A 15,222-nucleotide genomic window follows, 5' to 3' on the forward strand; every position below is an offset into this window, starting at 1 on the left:
CGAACTCAGTCCGCGTCGCCCGGACGCCACAACCACCGCAGCGCGTCCGGCAGCAGCACCCCCGCATGGTTCGGGTTGTGCCCGCCGTCGCCGAGCACGAGGCGGAAGTCGTAGTCGGCCTCGGCGAGGGCCGCGGCGACCCGCAGGTTCTCCGCGAGCCAGTTGTGGTCGGGCTGGTTCCAGCGCAGGTCACGGTGGCCCGTCTGCAGGAAGATCCGGAGGGGTTTGCGGGGTGTCATGTGGATGAGGGCGGGGTAGTTGTTGCCGCCCGGCAGCTGCGTGAAGCTCGACAGGAAGCCGGCGACCCGGCGGAACCGGTCGGGGTAGTGCCAGGCCACGGTGAAGGCGCAGCTCCCGCCGCTGCCGCCGCCGACGATGGCCCAGCGTTCCGGGTCGTCGCTGATCACGAAGCGCCGTCGGACCTCCGGGATGATCTCCTCCAGCAGGAAGGCGCCGTACCGGCCGCCGAACGCGTCGTACTCGGCGTTGCGGTTCTTGCGCCGTACGGGATCCTCGATGTCCTCGAAGACACCCGGGTCGACGAACACGCCGATCGTGACGGGGATGTCGCCGCGGTGGACGAGGTTGTCCAGCACGATCCCGCCGCGGACCTCGCCCTCGGGGTCGAGATACCACCAGCCGTCCTGGAAGACGAGGATCCCGGCGGGCTCCGCCGGGTTGTACGCGGCGGGCACGTGGACCCACACCTTCCGGGTGGTCCCGGGGTACGCGGTGCTCTCCCAGTGCAGCTCGACCGTGAAGCCGTGCGGCACGCCGGGCCTGCGGGACGAGTCGGGACCGTGCTCGTACCGGACGTCCTCCTGATCGAGCGGGAGGGGAACAAAGGGTACGTATGCGGTCACACAGCAAGGCTAGGGCGAGGCTGGACACCTGCCACTCGTCGCCCGCCCCGGGCTGCGGCGGAAGCGAAGGCGGAGACCGTGCGGCCGGCGGCGAAAAATGGCAGATGACCTGCATGTATATGGATGAAAGGTATTGCGCCGCCCGCCGGTCATCGGTTGAACTTGGTCCACGCTCCACGGCGCATGCCCCTGGCGATCGATCGAGCGCCACACCACCCCTGTCGGCAGCTCAGAAGGAGAAGGACCATGACGGAGAACGACGCGGTGCGCGCGGAACGATTCGCGTCCGGCAAGCAGGTCCTCGACTCCATCCACGACGACCCCGGCCACAACGTCATCGACTCGTTGGCCGACATCGCCCCCGAGCTCGGGCACCAGATCGTCGCGTGGGGCTACGGGGACATCTACTCCCGGCCCGGCCTGGAGCCCCAGCAGCGCCAGCTGGTGACGCTGGGGATGCTCACGGCCCTCGGCGGCAGCGAGGCCCAGCTCGAGGTGCACGTGGGTGCGTCGCTCAACGTCGGCCTGACCCCGCAGCAGATCATCGAGGTCTTCCTGCACAGCTCCGTCTACTGCGGGTTCCCGCGCGCGCTGAACGCCGTCGGCGTCGCCAGGAAGGTGTTCGCCGAGCGCGGGCTGCTGCCGCTGGAGTGACCGCGTCCAGGGATGCCAGCTCGACCGGCTGGAGCCCTGGGTGCAAGGAGGGTCAAGGGCGGGGCAGCGCCGCCGCGTCCCTGTGCTCGACCAGGTCCGACCGCTCCCGCCGGATCCGCTCGACGCCCCAGGCCCCGAGCGGTGCCAGGGCCTCGTTGAGCGCCCGGCCGTGCTCCGTCAGGGAGTACTCCACGCGCGGCGGCACCTCCGCGTAGACCTGACGGCGGACCAGCCCGTCCGCCTCCATCTCGCGGAGGTGCTGGGTCAGCATCTTCTCGCTGACGCCCGGCAGACCGCGCCGCAGCTCTGCGAACCGGCGCACGCCGTGCTCGTCGAGCTCCCAGAGGATCAGGCCCTTCCACTTGCCGCTGACGACGTCGAGCGCAGCGTCGATGCCGCAGATATAGGGGCCGTTGCGTGGTGCCTTCGCCATCGGGTTCCTCCTACGTACCAACAGGTAAGTACCCCAGTAATTAGTGGGTACTTCCACGATCGTACGTCGCACGCCGAGCATGGGGAGGTACCCACCTACCGAGGAGATTCTTGATGACCGATCCCCAAGGCGCCGGCGTCACGGTGCTGGGCCTGGGCGCTATGGGTAGCGCCCTCGCCACCACCCTGCTCGACGCCGGTCATGCCGTGACCGTCTGGAACCGCACCTCGGCCCGGGCAGTCGACCTGAGCGCGCGGGGCGCCCAGGCGGCGTCGTCCATCGGTGCCGCCGTGGCGGCAAACCCCCTGATCGTCGCCTGCCTCCTGGACCACGCGTCCGTGCACGAGACCCTCGACCCGGTCATCGCCGGGATGCGCGGGAGCACGCTGGTGAACCTGACGACCACCACGCCGAACGAGGCGCGCGAGCTGGCCACGTGGGCGGCCGGCCACGGCGTCGACCATCTCGACGGCGCCATCATGGCGACCCCGCCGATGATCGGCACCCCGGAGGCGTCGATCCTGTACAGCGGGTCCCGCGACGTCTTCGACGCGAGCCGGCCGGTGCTCGACCGCTGGGCGACCAGCACCTACGACGGCGCGGACGCGGGCCTCGCCTCGCTCGTCGACCTGGCGATGCTCTCGGGCATGTACTCCATGTTCGCCGGGTTCCTGCACGGGGCAGCGATGGCCGGTTCGGTCGGGATCAGCGCCACCGAGTTCGCCGCGCGGGCCACACCGTTCCTCAGCGCGATGACCGACGGGTTCGAGCACTTCGCCGGCGTGATCGACGGCGGCGACTACGCCGTCCCCGGTCAGCAGAGCCTGGACTTCTCCGACCTCAGCCACATCGTGCGCGCGAGCGAGGAACAGGGCGTGCGGCCCACGACGATCGCCGCGGTGCAGGAGCTGATCAGCGAACAGATCGCCGACGGACACGGCGCCGAGGGCTTCGCCAGGATCTACGAGAGCCTCCGCGCCGAACGCACCGCCAAGACCGGCCAGACCCACCAGGACGACAACAGCGACGAGCTGGAGGTAGCCCGATGAGCACACCCGTCACCGTCATCGGACTCGGCCCCATGGGCCAGGCGATGGTTCACACCCTGCTGCGCGAGGGCCACCAGGTCACCGTCTGGAACCGGACGGCCGGCCGCGCGGCCGACGTCGCCGCCGCCGGGGCGACGGTCGCCGCCACACCGGCGGCCGCCGTAGCGGCGAGCAAGCTCGTGATCCTGAGCCTGACCGACTACCAGGCGATGTACGACATCCTCGGCTCCGCGACGGAGGCGCTCGCGGGCCGCACGCTCGTGAACCTCAGCTCCGACTCGCCGGACGTCACCCGCGAGGGCGCCGCGTGGGCCGAACAGCACGGCGCGCGGTTCCTGACCGGTGGCGTCATGACACCCGCGCCGATGGTGGGCACCGAGGCCGCGTACGTCTACTACAGCGGCCCGGCCGAGGTGTTCGAGGCCGACCGTGAGACTCTGGCGAAGCTCGGCGCCCCCCGCTACCTCGGCGAAGACCTGGGGCTGGCACAGCTCATGTATCTGGCCCACCTCGACGTGTTCCTGACCTCGCTCGCGTCACTCATGCACGCCACCGCGCTGCTGGAGTCCGGCGGGGTCACCGCCTCGGCCGCGTTCCCCGAGCTGATGCTCACCGTGACCGGCATCGGGGAGATGCTGGCGGTGGGCGAGGGCGAGAATCCCGGCGCACAGATCGACGCGGGTGAGCATCCTGGCGACCTGAGCACGGCGGCGATGATGGGCGCGACAGCGGACCACATCGTCGCCGCGAGCAAGGCGGTGGGCGTCGACACCGGCCTGCCCGCGGCGGTCCAGGCGTACTACGCCTGGGTCCGCGACAACGGCTACGGGAACGACAACTGGACCCGGATCATCGACGCGATGCGGCCGCAGGGCCGTTGACCGTCACCCCCTGCGGATGCGGCGGCGGGGGTCCAGGCCCGAGTCGGCGAGGCTCGTGACCATGCTGCCGGGCGCGAGCACCCGTTCCGCCCGCAGGTCGTGCACGACGGCCCGGAGCAGGCCTGGCAGAAAGTCCCGGCCCCTGCGCACGCACCAGGGCAGGCCTGCTCTCACCAGCCAGCCCAGGCGTTGCCGCACCGACGGAGGGTCGGGTGCCTCGGGCAGCCGTGCGGCGAGAGCCCGCACCCACTCCTGGTCCGAGCCCCGGACCGGGGGCGGGGCGTACTCCGGGTCCATGTCGGCCAGCGCGGTCGTGGCGGCCAACGCCAGCTGCCGGTGTCCGGCGGGTGACGGGTGCACACGATCGACATGCCAGGCCTTGGCAACGGCAGGGGCGATCGCCCGCGTCGCGTCCACGACGACGACCCTCCCGTGCCGCGAGATCGGCGTCGGCTCGTCACCACTGACGGGTTGCGCCGCCGGCCCGTCCGTCGCAAGTCCGTGCGCCGACGCCGCCACCTCCTGGACCGCCGCGTTGATCGACGCCACCCGGCGCCGCATCACGCGCCGCACCAGGCGTGGGCCGAGCTCGAACAAGCCGATCACGGGCAGCAGCACGAGCACGACGTCGGTGCCGGCACCGGTCAGCTCGCTGACGCAGCGGCGCAGGTCCATCAGCGTGAGCCGGGCGTCGAAGTCGCTGCGGAGCACGTCGTTGCCGCCCACGAGCACCGTGGCGAGGTGCGGGCGGAGCGTCAGGGCGGCCTCGAGCTGCGGGCCGGCGACGTCGCGGGAGCGGGAACCGTTGGTCGCGAGGTTGGTGAACGCCTCCGCACCGAGCACGGCGGCGAGATGTGCCGCCCAGCCGGGGCCGTGGGCGGCGTCGGGACCGACGGTGTCGCCGACGCCCACCGTGATCGAGTCGCCGAGGGCGACAAGTCGGAAGCAGCGCTCGCGTCCCGCCGGCGGCGTCATCTCACCGATGCCCCACAGGCCCCGTGTGGATCGGGTTCGTCGGGGCGGCGACGACCGGCGCGTGGGCACGCTCCAGGCGGGCCAGCTCGGGGAGCACGGGGTCCGGCGTCAGGTCGAAGGCCTTGCGGGAGTGCAGCTCGATCATCGCGTCACCCGTGGCGCTCCACGGGAAGAGCTCGGCGCGGGCGCGGGCCGCCTTGCGGCGTTGCGGCACGTCGCGGTCCAGCACCTCGTGCAGCGCGAGGGCGAGCGCCGCGGCGTCCGGCGGGGCGGCGGCTCCTGCGGTGCCGACCACCTCGGGCAGGGCGCTCGACGAGCTGCAGACCACCGGCGTACCGGACGCCAGCGCCTCGAGCGCCGCGAGCCCGAACGTCTCGATGGGGCCCGGGGCGATGACGACGTCGGCGCAGGTCAGCAAGGTGGCCAGTCGGTCGCGGTCCGGGATGAACGACAGGAACCGGTGCGGCAGGCCCGCGGCCTCGGCGCGCCGCCGCATCTTCGGCAGGAGCGGTCCGGCACCGGCGACGACGAGCCGCACGGGGCGGCCGTCGCGCACGAGCTGCGCGGCGGCGTCGATGGCGAGGTCCGGCCGCTTCTCGGTGGACTGGCGGCTCGCGAGCACGATCAGCGCGGTGCCGGGCGGCGCGTACAGCGCGCGGGCCTCGTCCGAGTACCGGTCGGGCCGGAACCGCTCCAGGTCGACGCCCAGCGGTACCCGGTAGAGCGGCGGGAGCGCCGCCGCCCGGTTGCGCTCGGCGAGGCGTTCCACCTCGCCCGCCGCGAACTGGGTGGTGGCCACCAGGCGGTCGAACCGGGGCAGGGTCGCGAGGTTGTAGCGGTCGGCCAGGGCGGGCGTCGCCGCCGCGCCGAACGCGGCCGCCGGCCCGCCCTCGGCCCCACCCGGAATCCAGGAGCGCAGCACCCCGTCGACGCGCTCGTGCAGCATCATCAGCGAGGGGATGCCGGACTCGCGGGCCCAGTCGCCCAGCCCGGCGAGAGTGGTGCGGTCGCTCACCTCGAGCCGGTCGGGCGAGAGGGTCTCCAGGAGGTTGCGCATCTTGCCGGGCTGCACCACCGCGCGGTACCCGCCGGAGAACGGCACGCGCGGTGCCGCCAGGGTGACGACCCGGACGCCGTCCACGAGCGATACCCCGTCCCGTCTGCCCGGCACGACGAGCACAGGTTCGTGCCCCCGGGACAGGTACTGCCCGGCCATGGCGTGCATCGCAGTTCGGATTCCCCCGGAACGAGGGCTGTAGAAGTTCGCGACGTGGACGATTCGCAAGTCATACCTCCGCTGAGCCGGCTCGCGCGTGCACCCGGATCGCGTCGTCGTAGTGCCCCATGAGCTCGGAGCAGATGTCGTGCCACGTGCGTCCCTCGGCGCGTTCGCGCGCCGCGGTGCCGAAGGCGCGCCGCTTGCGTTCGTCGCCCACCAGGTCGGCGACACGGGCACGGAGCGCCGCGTGGTCACCTGGAGGGTACAGCCAGCCGTCGTGGGAGTGCCTGACGATGTCCAGCGGCCCGCCCGCGGCGGGGGCCACCACCGGGACACCGCTGGCGTGCGCCTCCTGCAGCGTCTGGCCGAAGGTCTCGAGCTCGCCCGGGTGCACGAACACGTCGAGGCTGGCCATCGCGCGCGACAGCTCGGCGCCCCGCAGCAGCCCCGTGAAGTGGGCCGCCGGAAGGATCTGCCGCAGGTCGTCCCGCTCGGGACCGTCGCCCACGATGACGAGGCGAACGCCCGGCAGGTCCTGCAGCACGCGCAGCGCCTCGACCTGCTTCTCGGCGGCCAGCCGGCCCACGTAGCCCACGAGGGTCTCGCGGCCGGCGCCGACCCTGCGGCGCCATGCCTCGTCCCGGAACTGCGGGTGGAACGCCTGCGTGTCGACGCCCCGGCCCCACAGGCGCAGGTTCGGGATGCCGTGGTTCTCCAGCTGCCGCATGGTCGCCGTGGACGGCGCGAGGGTCATCGTCGCGCGCTCGTGGATGTCCTTGACCCGCTTCCACAGCAGCGGCTCGAAGCCGCCCAGGCCGTAGCGCGCCGCATAGCCGGGCACCTCGGTCTGGTAGACGGCGACGCTGGGCAGCCGCAGCCGCTCGGCGGCCAGGATGCCGCGCCAGCCCAGGATGAACGGCGACGCCAGGTGGATGACGTCGGGCGCGAACGTCGCCAGCGTGCGCTCGGTGCGCCACTTCTTGCCGACGACGAGCCGCACGTCCGGGTACCCGGGAAATCCGATCGAGCCGAGCTCGACGACGGGGGCGCCGCTGACGAAGGGCGGGACATGACCGATCGAGGCGTCGGCATCGGGCGCGAGGACCATGGCCTGGTCCCCCCGCTCGTGCAGGTGCTCGAGAACCCGCAGGACGGAATTCGTGACCCCGTTGACCTGCGGGAGGAAACTCTCCGCAACGATGGCTACTCGCACGCTACGAACCTGCCGGTCGTCGATGTCCGGACGAAGTCTTTCGAGCGGCGAGCCGGGGAACGGGTGGCGTCGAGACGGTTACCGCTACACACGATGTCACGATCCTGACCGTATCGGAGCCACCATGCCCCTGGCATGACGAACACCCCTGAACAGACCCTCAACCTGCTCTGGAAACCGTCTGGCGGGCCCATGCGATCTGGACCAGGCGGACGATCGCGCCGACCAGCAGCGCCACGAGGAGCGCGTTGCGCAGGGCGCCGATGCTCGTGGCCAGCGGCCAGCCGCCGAGGAACTCGCCGTACCGGAGCGGGTAGATCTCCATGGTGAGCCGTGCGACCACGAGGGTGCCGAGGGCGGGTAGGAACCAGGTGCGGCGCGTGCCCTGGGAGCGGGTGCCGAGCGCGATGGCGGCGGCGACGGGTGGCCCGATCCACGCGATGAACTGCGGGGACCCCACCTTGTTGAAGACGATGAGGGCCAGCAGCTCCGCGGCGGCACCGATCAGCAGGATGTCGCCGACGCGCTCGGGGCGGCGCCGCGCGGCCCACCACATGAGCGCCGCGATCAGGACGGCGGCGACGGGCAGGGCGACGTCCAGGGCCTGCGCGACGGCGTCGGCCCCGGCGCCCTGCACCTCGTAGGTGTAGATGACCTTGTCGTACTCGACCTGGATCGACGGGTCCCAGAGCCGCGCCACCGTGAACGGCGTCGCGCCGACGGCCTCGACCTGCAGCTGACGGTCGCCCTGCTCGCCGAACACGTCCAGCACGTTGTCCTGGCCGCCGCCCGCGAAGGCGACACCGACGACCACCGCGGACACCGCCGCACCCGGCAGCACCACGTTCCGGAGGAACGCCTTGGCACCCGACGTCGTCGCGGCCAGGGCGAGCGCCACCGCGCCCGGGGCGATCTTGATCCACGCGCCGATCGTGGCCAGGGTCATGGCGAGCGCGGGCCGCTTGGCCGCGACGACCAGCGCGACGAGGATGAGCGGCGCGAGCAGACCGTCGAGCCGGCCGATCCAGATGGGACCGAGCGCCACGAGGAAGGCGAGCCAGAACCAGACCGCGACCCGGCCGCGCGGTCGGGCCCGGCCGAGCACCAGCACCGCGACGGCGTTCGAGACCGTCACGAGCCCCATCCACACCCAGGAGTAGCCGTCCGTGGACTCGGTCAGCAGCGCCGGGACCGCCATCGGCGCCAGGGCGCCGAGCGGGTACACCCAGTCGTAACCGAAGACCGGCCACCACCCGACGGCCATGCCGTTGCGGACCCACCACTCGTACAGGCCCACGTCGCCGAGGATCTGCTGGCCGAAGACCCAGGCCTGCAGGATGATCCAGGCGTGGGCCAGGACGAAGCCGATCCACAGGGCCGGCCAGGACAGGAGCACACGGGTGGCGGACCGCAGGATGTCCTTGCCCACGGCCTTGGGCGTTGTCGACATGTCTGACGCGCTCGGCACGGCCACATCCTTGCACTGATCGGCGGTGTCGTCGGCGCCCGACGGATACCGGTACGGATACGGGTGCCCGCGATCTGCCGGGCGAGTGCGGCAACGCCGTGACCACCCAGGTGCTGGCCTGGGTGGTCACGGGCGTGATCGTGGTGGAACGCCTACTCGTCGAGGTAGGACACGTCGCCGTTCGAGCTGCGGAGATCGACCGTGCGCTCGGCGGCCGGGTCGACCGCACCCTGGACGATCTCGTCGCCGTTCGACGTGGACATCGTCAGGGCCACGGGCTCGCCGTCACCGACCATCGTGACGTCACCGTTGCTGGACTCGGCGTACACGTCGCCGCCGGCCGCCGTGACCTGCACCTCGCCGTTGCCCGTCGTCGCCGAGGCGTCGCCGGTCACCGAACCGATGGTGATGTCGCCGTTGCTGCTGTCGGCGGTGACGGTGCCGTCCACGTCGGCGACGTCGGTCTCGCCGTTCGAGGTGAAGGTCCTGACGTCGGCATCGACGTCCGCGACGTCGATGTCACCGTTGCTGGAGCTCACGGTGAGCGGGCCGCTGATCTCGGTGGCCTCGATCTGGCCGTTGCTGCTGTCCAGGGACACGTCCCCGGCCAGGCCGTTGGCGACGACGTCCCCGCTCGCCGTGCGGACCGTCACCTCCGTGCCGGCCGGCAGCGTCACGTCGAGCGCACCGGAGCAGCGCGGGCCGATGGACCAACCGCACTCGTGCGTGAGCTCCAGGCGGTTCGCCGACTCCTCCGCCGAGTACGTGGGCTCCCGCAGGCCGCTGTGCGCGATGACGTCGACCTCGATGTCGCCCTCCGCGGCGTTGACGGTGACGTCGCCGTCGGCCACGAGGACCACCGAGTCCACGGCGTCGTAGGACCGGTGGGTGGTGCTGGTCTCCGACATGGTCAGGTCGACGAGGTACAGCGCACCGAAGGCGACCGCCACGAGGGCGACGATGATGCCCACGGCACCGAGAACACGTCCGGTGACGCCGCGTCGCGGCGGTTCGGGCGCGTACGCGCCCTGCTCGGCGTACGTCCCGGGCTGGGCGTACGGCCCGGGCGGCCCGACGGCGTCTTCGGGAACCGCGGCGTTCTGGGGATGTGGCTGGTTCATCAGTGAGATCCGTTCTGGTCGAGCCAGCGCAGCACGGCGAGCACCCGGCGGTGGTCGTCGGTGGCGGGCGGGAGGCCGAGCTTGTTGAGGATGTTGGTGACGTGCTTCTCCACGGCGGCCAGCCCCACGACGAGGCGGTCCGCGATGGCGGCGTTGGAACGACCTTCGGCCATGAGCGCGAGCACCTCGCGCTCGCGCCGGGTCAGGACGTCGAGATCGGAGCCGTGGTGCCGGGCGATGATCTGGGTGACCACCTCGGGGTCCACGACGGTGCCGCCCCCGGACACCCGGGCGACGGCGTCGAGGAACTCGTCGACGTCGGCCACGCGGTCCTTGAGCACGTAGCCGAGGCCACGGGCACCTCGGGCGAACAGCTCGCTCGCGTAGCTCTGCTCCACGTACTGCGACAGCACGAGGACCGGCAGGTTCGGGTGCAGGCTGCGCAGGTGCACGGCGGCCCGCAGCCCTTCGTCGGTGTGCGACGGCGGCATCCGGACGTCCGTGACGAGCAGGTCGGGCAGCTCGGTGTCGGCCGTCGAGAGCGCCCGGACGAGCTCGTCCGCCGTCCCGTAGCCGGTCACGGTGTGGCCCTCTGCGGCGAGCAGCCGGGTGAGGCCGTCCAGAAGGAGGACGGAGTCCTCAGCGATCACGATGCGCACGGGACCTCCACGGTCAGGCGGGTGCCCTTACCGGGCGGGCTGTCGAGCTCGAACGTGCCGTCCAGGGCGGCGACCCGGCCGCGCAGGCCCTCGAGCCCGCTGCCGGGCGACGGTTCGGCGCCGCCCCGGCCGTCGTCGTGCACGATGACACGCAGGCGTGTCTGCTCGTCCTCGGGCACCAGGCTCGCGTGCACCCGTACCGACTCCGCCCCGGCGTGCTTGGCGACGTTGGTCAGGGCCTCGGCGACCACGAAGTACGCGGCGGCCTGCGCGGCGGCGCTCGCGGGCGCGAGATCACCGGTGACCTCCACGCGGACCGGTACCGGGCTGCGGCCCGCGAGGGCGGAGAGCGCGGCGTCGAGCCCGCGGTCAGCCAGGACGGCCGGGTGGATGCCGCGCACCAGGTCGCGCAGCTCGGCGAGCGTCTCCTTGATCTCGCGGTGCGCGAGCTCCAGGGCGGCGACGGCGTGCTCGGGGTCCTTGTCGGCCAGCCGGCGGGCCACACCGAGCTCGACGCCGAGGGCGACCAGGCGCTGCTGCGCGCCGTCGTGCAGGTCACGCTCGATGCGGCGCCGCTCGGTGTCGGCGGCCGACACGGCTGCCGTACGTGACTCGGTGAGGACCACCGCCCGTTCGCGGGCGGTGTGCGCCGCGGCCTCGGCGAGGCGCGTCTCCTGCTCGGCGACGGCGGCGCGGGCGCGGGCGACGTCGGCGGCGGACGGCCCCAGCAGGTAGGTCGCGAGACGCACCATGAGGTACGAGCCGTACTGGGCGAGCGCGGCGCCCGCCCACACCAGGACGACGGCGCCGGCGAGCGCGCCGACCACCGTGGCCGGCCACGACAGGCCGGACCACTGGGCGAGGGCGGTGCCCTGGCCGAGCGGCACGAACGCGACCGCCGCGACGGCGCCGGCGAGCAGGGCCGCGGTGAGCGGGAAGAACACCGTGCTGATCAGCATCGCGAGGAAGGCGTAGAGCGCGGCGGCCCACGCCCGGTTGTCGCGCACCGGCGACCACAGCCCCGACCAGAAGCCGCGCCGGGCCCGCACCCGGGGCAGCGGGGCGAGGATCAGCACGCCGGTCTGTGCGGCGATGCGGGCGCGCTCCGCCCCGCCGAACCACCGGGCGGCGACGAGGGAGGCGGCGAGCAGGGGTACCCCGACGCCGAGCGCCGGGACCAGGCCCGCGGACACCACGACGAGGATCCACAGGACCAGCCCGCCCGTCAGGTGCCACATCCAGCCGGTCCCGAGGGCGGCGACGGCGCGCCAGGTGGCGGCGTCGTACGGTGCCCGGAAGAACGCGGGGGCCGAGACGAGTGCGGGCGCGACGCGGTCCTCGGGGGTGCGGGGCTGGGGCGGCGGCGTCGGGCCGTCATCGCTGGTCATGGACATGACACTAGGCCGACGCATGCTGCCGCGACATGCTGTCGCCCCACGACGTGAGCGTCGGGTTACCCCTACCCCGACCTGCCGAGGTAGTCGTCTGGCGAGGTAGTCACCCAGCGCGAACCGGATGACTACCTCGCCAGGTGACTAGGCGGGTGGGTCAGGCGAACGCGCTGGTGCCCGTGATCTCGCGTCCGATGATCAGGGCCTGCATGCTCTCGGTGCCCTCGTAGGTGTGCAGGGCCTCGATGTCGGCGAAGTGCCGCGCCACGCGGTTCTCCAGCAGGATGCCGTTGCCGCCGAGCAGGTCGCGGGCGATCGCCGCGATCTCGCGCGCACCCCGGGTGCACGTGTACTTGGCGAGCGAGGCCTGCGGGCCGCTGAGCTGGTCGGCCTCGTCGAGCCGCGTCAGCTGCTTCACGAGGAGCTGCATCTGCGTGAGGATCGACAGCATCTTGGTGAGGCGCTCCTGCACCATCTGGCTCGCCGCGAGCGGCCGGCCGAACTGCGTGCGCTGCTTCGAGTACGCGACGGCGGCCTCGTAGCAGGCGATCGCCTGGCCGACGGCGCCCCAGGCGACGCCGAGGCGGGTGGCGAACAGGACGCGGCCGGTGTCCTTGAACGAGCGGGCCTTCGGCAGGAGGTTCTCGGCCGGGACGAACACGTCGTTCAGCACGATGTGCGCCTGGTGGATGGCGCGCAGCGAGATCTTGCCCTCGATCGTCCTCGCGTCGTAGCCGGGGGTGTCCTGCGGCACGATGTAGCCGTGCACCTGGCCGTCCTCGCCGCGTGCCCAGACGACGGAGATGTCGCCGATCGAGCCGAAGCCGATCCACTTCTTCTCACCGTTGACGACGTAGCCCTCGACGCCGTCGCGGGTCTCCTTCACCGCGGAGGTCTCCAGGGCCACCGAGTCCGAGCCGTGCGTGGGCTCGGTCAGCGCGAACGCGCCGAGGATCTCGCCCCGGGCCATGGGACCCGCGTACTTCTCGATCTGCTCGTCCGAGCCGAGCATCACGATGGAGCGCAGCGCCAGGCCACCCTGCACGCCGCAGATGGTCGTGACCGAGCCGTCGCCGCGCGACATCTCCATCGCGGCCAGGCCCTCCGCCATCTTGGAGATCTTGGGGTAGCCGGGCACGTCCACGCCGTCGCGCAGGAAGTCCAGCTCGGCCATGCGCTTGACCAGGTCCATCGGGACCTCGTACCGCTCCCAGTAGCCGTCGATGACGGGCAGGACCTCGTCCTGCACGAACTGGCGTACGGCGAGCTGGTGCGCGCGCTCCTCCTCCGTGATGTCGGCGAACGCGCCGGCGAAGTCGATGTCGAGCGGTTGCGAGACGTCGTAGTCGGGCGCCGTCACTCCTGGGGTCTGAGTCATGCGTCCATGGTGCGCCGGTACCGGATCTCAGGTCAAGCGATACTACGTCTCACGCGCGGCCGTCCCCGGTGTGGCGGCAGGCATGCCCCTGGGCCCAGGGCTGCGGTCGCGTCCGCACCCGTTCGCCCGACGCCGCGGCACGCCGCACCTCGAGCTGGAGGTACTGGTCCTGGGCGGCCTCCGCCACGGAGTAGGGCGCCGGCGCCCCGTGCAGCACGTGGTCGGCCATGCCGGCGACGAGGCGGGCGATCGACAGCTCGTCGTCGGGCAGGCGGGCCGGGCGGAACGCGTTGCGGTACAGCCACTCGCCGTCGAGCGTGTAGCCGCGCAGGAACATGCCCTCGTGGCTGCCGGCGCCACCCGCGGCCACCCGCGCCAGCGTGGACCGCCGCGGGAGCCCGTCGGCACCGACCCGGCGCACGACGTCGTCGCGCAGCTCGCCGCGCTCGCCGCGGACCAGCAGCGCGGGGGAGCGCACCCAGGAGCGGTACTGGACGTCGTCGAACTCGTAGGTGCCGAGCCGGCCACCGAAGTCCAGCCATGCCGTCGCGTGCACCGTGTCGACGGGGGTCAGGTCCTCGGGGTCACCCTCGCGGCTCGGGCTGGGCAGCACGCAGCGAATGTCCCGCCGGGCGGTGATCTCCGCGTCCTCGAACGTGACGCCCAGCGCCCGGCGCAGCACGCTGAGGCCGTGGTAGTCGTGCGCGACGGCGACGTGCGCGTCCGTCACCTCGCCCAGCAGCCCCGACCGTGCGACCGCGAGCTGCGCCCCGACCAGCGGCTCCAGGTGGTACTGCTCGGCGACGTGCACGCAGGCGCCGTCGTCCACGAGCTGCTGCAGCGCCGCCAGCTCCTCGACGGCGCCCGCCGCGGGCGTCTCCGTGAGGACGGGGACGCCCGCGGTGGCGAGGTCGCGGATCACCGGCTGCGCGGCGCCGGCGGGCAGGGTCAGCAGGACGACGTCGGGACGGCCGCCGGCGAGCAGCTCCGGGACCGAGGCGTAGGCAGGTGCGGGAACCCCCGGCAGCCCGGCCGCCGACAGGCCACGGGTCGCCAGCTCCGCACGGTCCGCCGCGTTCCGCGTGGCGACGCCCGTCACCTCGAAACGGTCGGGCAGCGCCTGCAGCACGCGCAGCATGGTGCGGGCCCGGAAGCCCGAGCCGACGATCCCGATCCGAGCGGTGCGGTCCTGTGACGTCACGTGCGCCGACGGTACGCGATCAGGCCGTGGCCACCACCTCGTCCTCGGCCGCGGTCTCGCGGTTGCTGATGCGCCACCACGCGAAGAACCCGAACAGGGTGAACAGACCGTAGAACAGGTACATCAGGGCGGTCGCCCAGTATCCGGCCGAGAACAGCAAGGGCACCCCGACGAGGTCGACGGCCACCCAGATCAGCCAGAACTCGACCCAGCCCTTGGCCATGCCGTAGGTGGCGAGCACGGAACCCACGAAGATCCACGCGTCGGCCCAGACCGGCTCGTACGAACCGAGGGTCCGGAAGAGCGGGGTGAGGAGGAGCGTGCCGGCGAGCATCCCGGTCACGAGACCGACGCGGCCCCGCCACGAGGCCCAGCGAGGGTGCACCGCCACGGTGCCGACGCCGCCCAGCCGCCGGGTCTGGCGCCAGCGGTACCAGCCGTAGACCGAGACGGCGATGAACATGATCTGGCGACCCGCCTGACCCAGCATGTCGGCACGCGTCGTCTCGCCGAACCAGGAGCCCATGAAGACGGTGAAGAGCAGGACGTTCCCGACGATACCCACGGGCCACGCCCACACCTTGCGCCGCAGCCCGCCCAGGGCGGACGCCAGCCCGAACAGGTTGCCGATGACCTCACGCCAGTAGATCTGCTGGTCGGCGACCAGGAACGTCGCGTCGTAGACGGCGCGGAACCAGTCCATGTCTCTATCCCTCT

15 protein-coding genes are annotated in these 15,222 nt (G+C 72.3%); 3 read left to right on the forward strand and 12 right to left on the reverse strand.

Annotated elements, in window-relative coordinates:
* Positions 1–5: 5 nt before the first annotated feature.
* On the reverse strand, positions 6–863 hold the full coding sequence (locus LUM46_RS14485; protein WP_274994793.1) for an alpha/beta hydrolase: 858 nt from the start codon (positions 861–863) through the stop codon (positions 6–8).
* 246 nt (positions 864–1,109) lie between these two features.
* On the opposite strand from LUM46_RS14485, the gene LUM46_RS14490 reads away from it, so the two are divergent.
* Positions 1,110–1,517 (forward strand): carboxymuconolactone decarboxylase family protein, encoded by a 408-nt coding sequence (locus LUM46_RS14490; protein WP_274994794.1) that lies wholly within the window; start codon positions 1,110–1,112, stop codon positions 1,515–1,517.
* Positions 1,518–1,569: 52 nt separating this feature from the next.
* Here LUM46_RS14490 and LUM46_RS14495 read toward each other — a convergent pair whose 3' ends face one another.
* Positions 1,570–1,950: a winged helix-turn-helix transcriptional regulator gene (locus LUM46_RS14495; protein ID WP_274994796.1), complete on the reverse strand. Its 381-nt coding sequence runs from the start codon at positions 1,948–1,950 to the stop codon at positions 1,570–1,572.
* Positions 1,951–2,063: 113 nt separating this feature from the next.
* On the opposite strand from LUM46_RS14495, the gene LUM46_RS14500 reads away from it, so the two are divergent.
* Positions 2,064–2,999: an NAD(P)-dependent oxidoreductase gene (locus tag LUM46_RS14500; protein WP_274994797.1), complete on the forward strand. Its 936-nt coding sequence runs from the start codon at positions 2,064–2,066 to the stop codon at positions 2,997–2,999.
* The gene (locus tag LUM46_RS14505) at positions 2,996–3,880 is read left to right on the forward strand and encodes an NAD(P)-dependent oxidoreductase (RefSeq protein WP_274994798.1); all 885 of its coding nucleotides are present in this window, start codon (positions 2,996–2,998) and stop codon (positions 3,878–3,880) included. The genes LUM46_RS14500 and LUM46_RS14505 overlap by 4 nt, the downstream gene beginning before the upstream one ends.
* A gap of 3 nt (positions 3,881–3,883) precedes the next feature.
* On the opposite strand, the gene LUM46_RS14510 is transcribed toward LUM46_RS14505, so the two are convergent.
* From LUM46_RS14510 to pnuC, 10 genes are all read right to left on the reverse strand, one after another.
* Complete coding sequence (locus tag LUM46_RS14510) at positions 3,884–4,855, reverse strand: SGNH/GDSL hydrolase family protein (protein ID WP_274994800.1); 972 nt, start codon at positions 4,853–4,855, stop codon at positions 3,884–3,886.
* A gap of 1 nt (position 4,856) precedes the next feature.
* Positions 4,857–6,140 carry a glycosyltransferase gene (locus LUM46_RS14515; RefSeq protein WP_274994801.1) on the reverse strand — a complete coding sequence of 428 codons (1,284 nt, stop codon included), beginning with the start codon at positions 6,138–6,140 and terminating at the stop codon, positions 4,857–4,859.
* Position 6,141: 1 nt separating this feature from the next.
* Positions 6,142–7,287 (reverse strand): glycosyltransferase family 4 protein, encoded by a 1,146-nt coding sequence (locus tag LUM46_RS14520; protein ID WP_274994802.1) that lies wholly within the window; start codon positions 7,285–7,287, stop codon positions 6,142–6,144.
* Between the two features lie 160 nt (positions 7,288–7,447).
* Entirely contained in the window at positions 7,448–8,755 is a 1,308-nt protein-coding gene (locus LUM46_RS14525; RefSeq protein WP_274994803.1) for a glycosyltransferase 87 family protein, read from the reverse strand.
* Positions 8,756–8,907: 152 nt separating this feature from the next.
* Entirely contained in the window at positions 8,908–9,876 is a 969-nt protein-coding gene (locus LUM46_RS14530; protein WP_274994804.1) for a DUF4097 family beta strand repeat-containing protein, read from the reverse strand.
* On the reverse strand, positions 9,876–10,535 hold the full coding sequence (locus LUM46_RS14535) for a response regulator transcription factor (protein ID WP_274994805.1): 660 nt from the start codon (positions 10,533–10,535) through the stop codon (positions 9,876–9,878). Before LUM46_RS14535 ends, LUM46_RS14530 begins: the two co-directional genes overlap by 1 nt.
* Positions 10,523–11,923, reverse strand: coding sequence for a sensor histidine kinase (locus LUM46_RS14540; protein WP_274994806.1), 1,401 nt, complete (start codon positions 11,921–11,923; stop codon positions 10,523–10,525). Before LUM46_RS14540 ends, LUM46_RS14535 begins: the two co-directional genes overlap by 13 nt.
* A gap of 160 nt (positions 11,924–12,083) precedes the next feature.
* Positions 12,084–13,304, reverse strand: coding sequence for an acyl-CoA dehydrogenase family protein (locus LUM46_RS14545; protein ID WP_274994807.1), 1,221 nt, complete (start codon positions 13,302–13,304; stop codon positions 12,084–12,086).
* Between the two features lie 49 nt (positions 13,305–13,353).
* Positions 13,354–14,505 (reverse strand): Gfo/Idh/MocA family protein, encoded by a 1,152-nt coding sequence (locus LUM46_RS14550; RefSeq protein WP_274994809.1) that lies wholly within the window; start codon positions 14,503–14,505, stop codon positions 13,354–13,356.
* Positions 14,506–14,524: 19 nt separating this feature from the next.
* Positions 14,525–15,208, reverse strand: coding sequence for a nicotinamide riboside transporter PnuC (gene pnuC / locus LUM46_RS14555; RefSeq protein WP_274994811.1), 684 nt, complete (start codon positions 15,206–15,208; stop codon positions 14,525–14,527).
* Between the last annotated feature and the right edge of the window lie 14 nt (positions 15,209–15,222).

This window comes from Promicromonospora iranensis, from assembly GCF_028994805.1.
Classification (GTDB): domain Bacteria; phylum Actinomycetota; class Actinomycetes; order Actinomycetales; family Cellulomonadaceae; genus Promicromonospora; species Promicromonospora iranensis.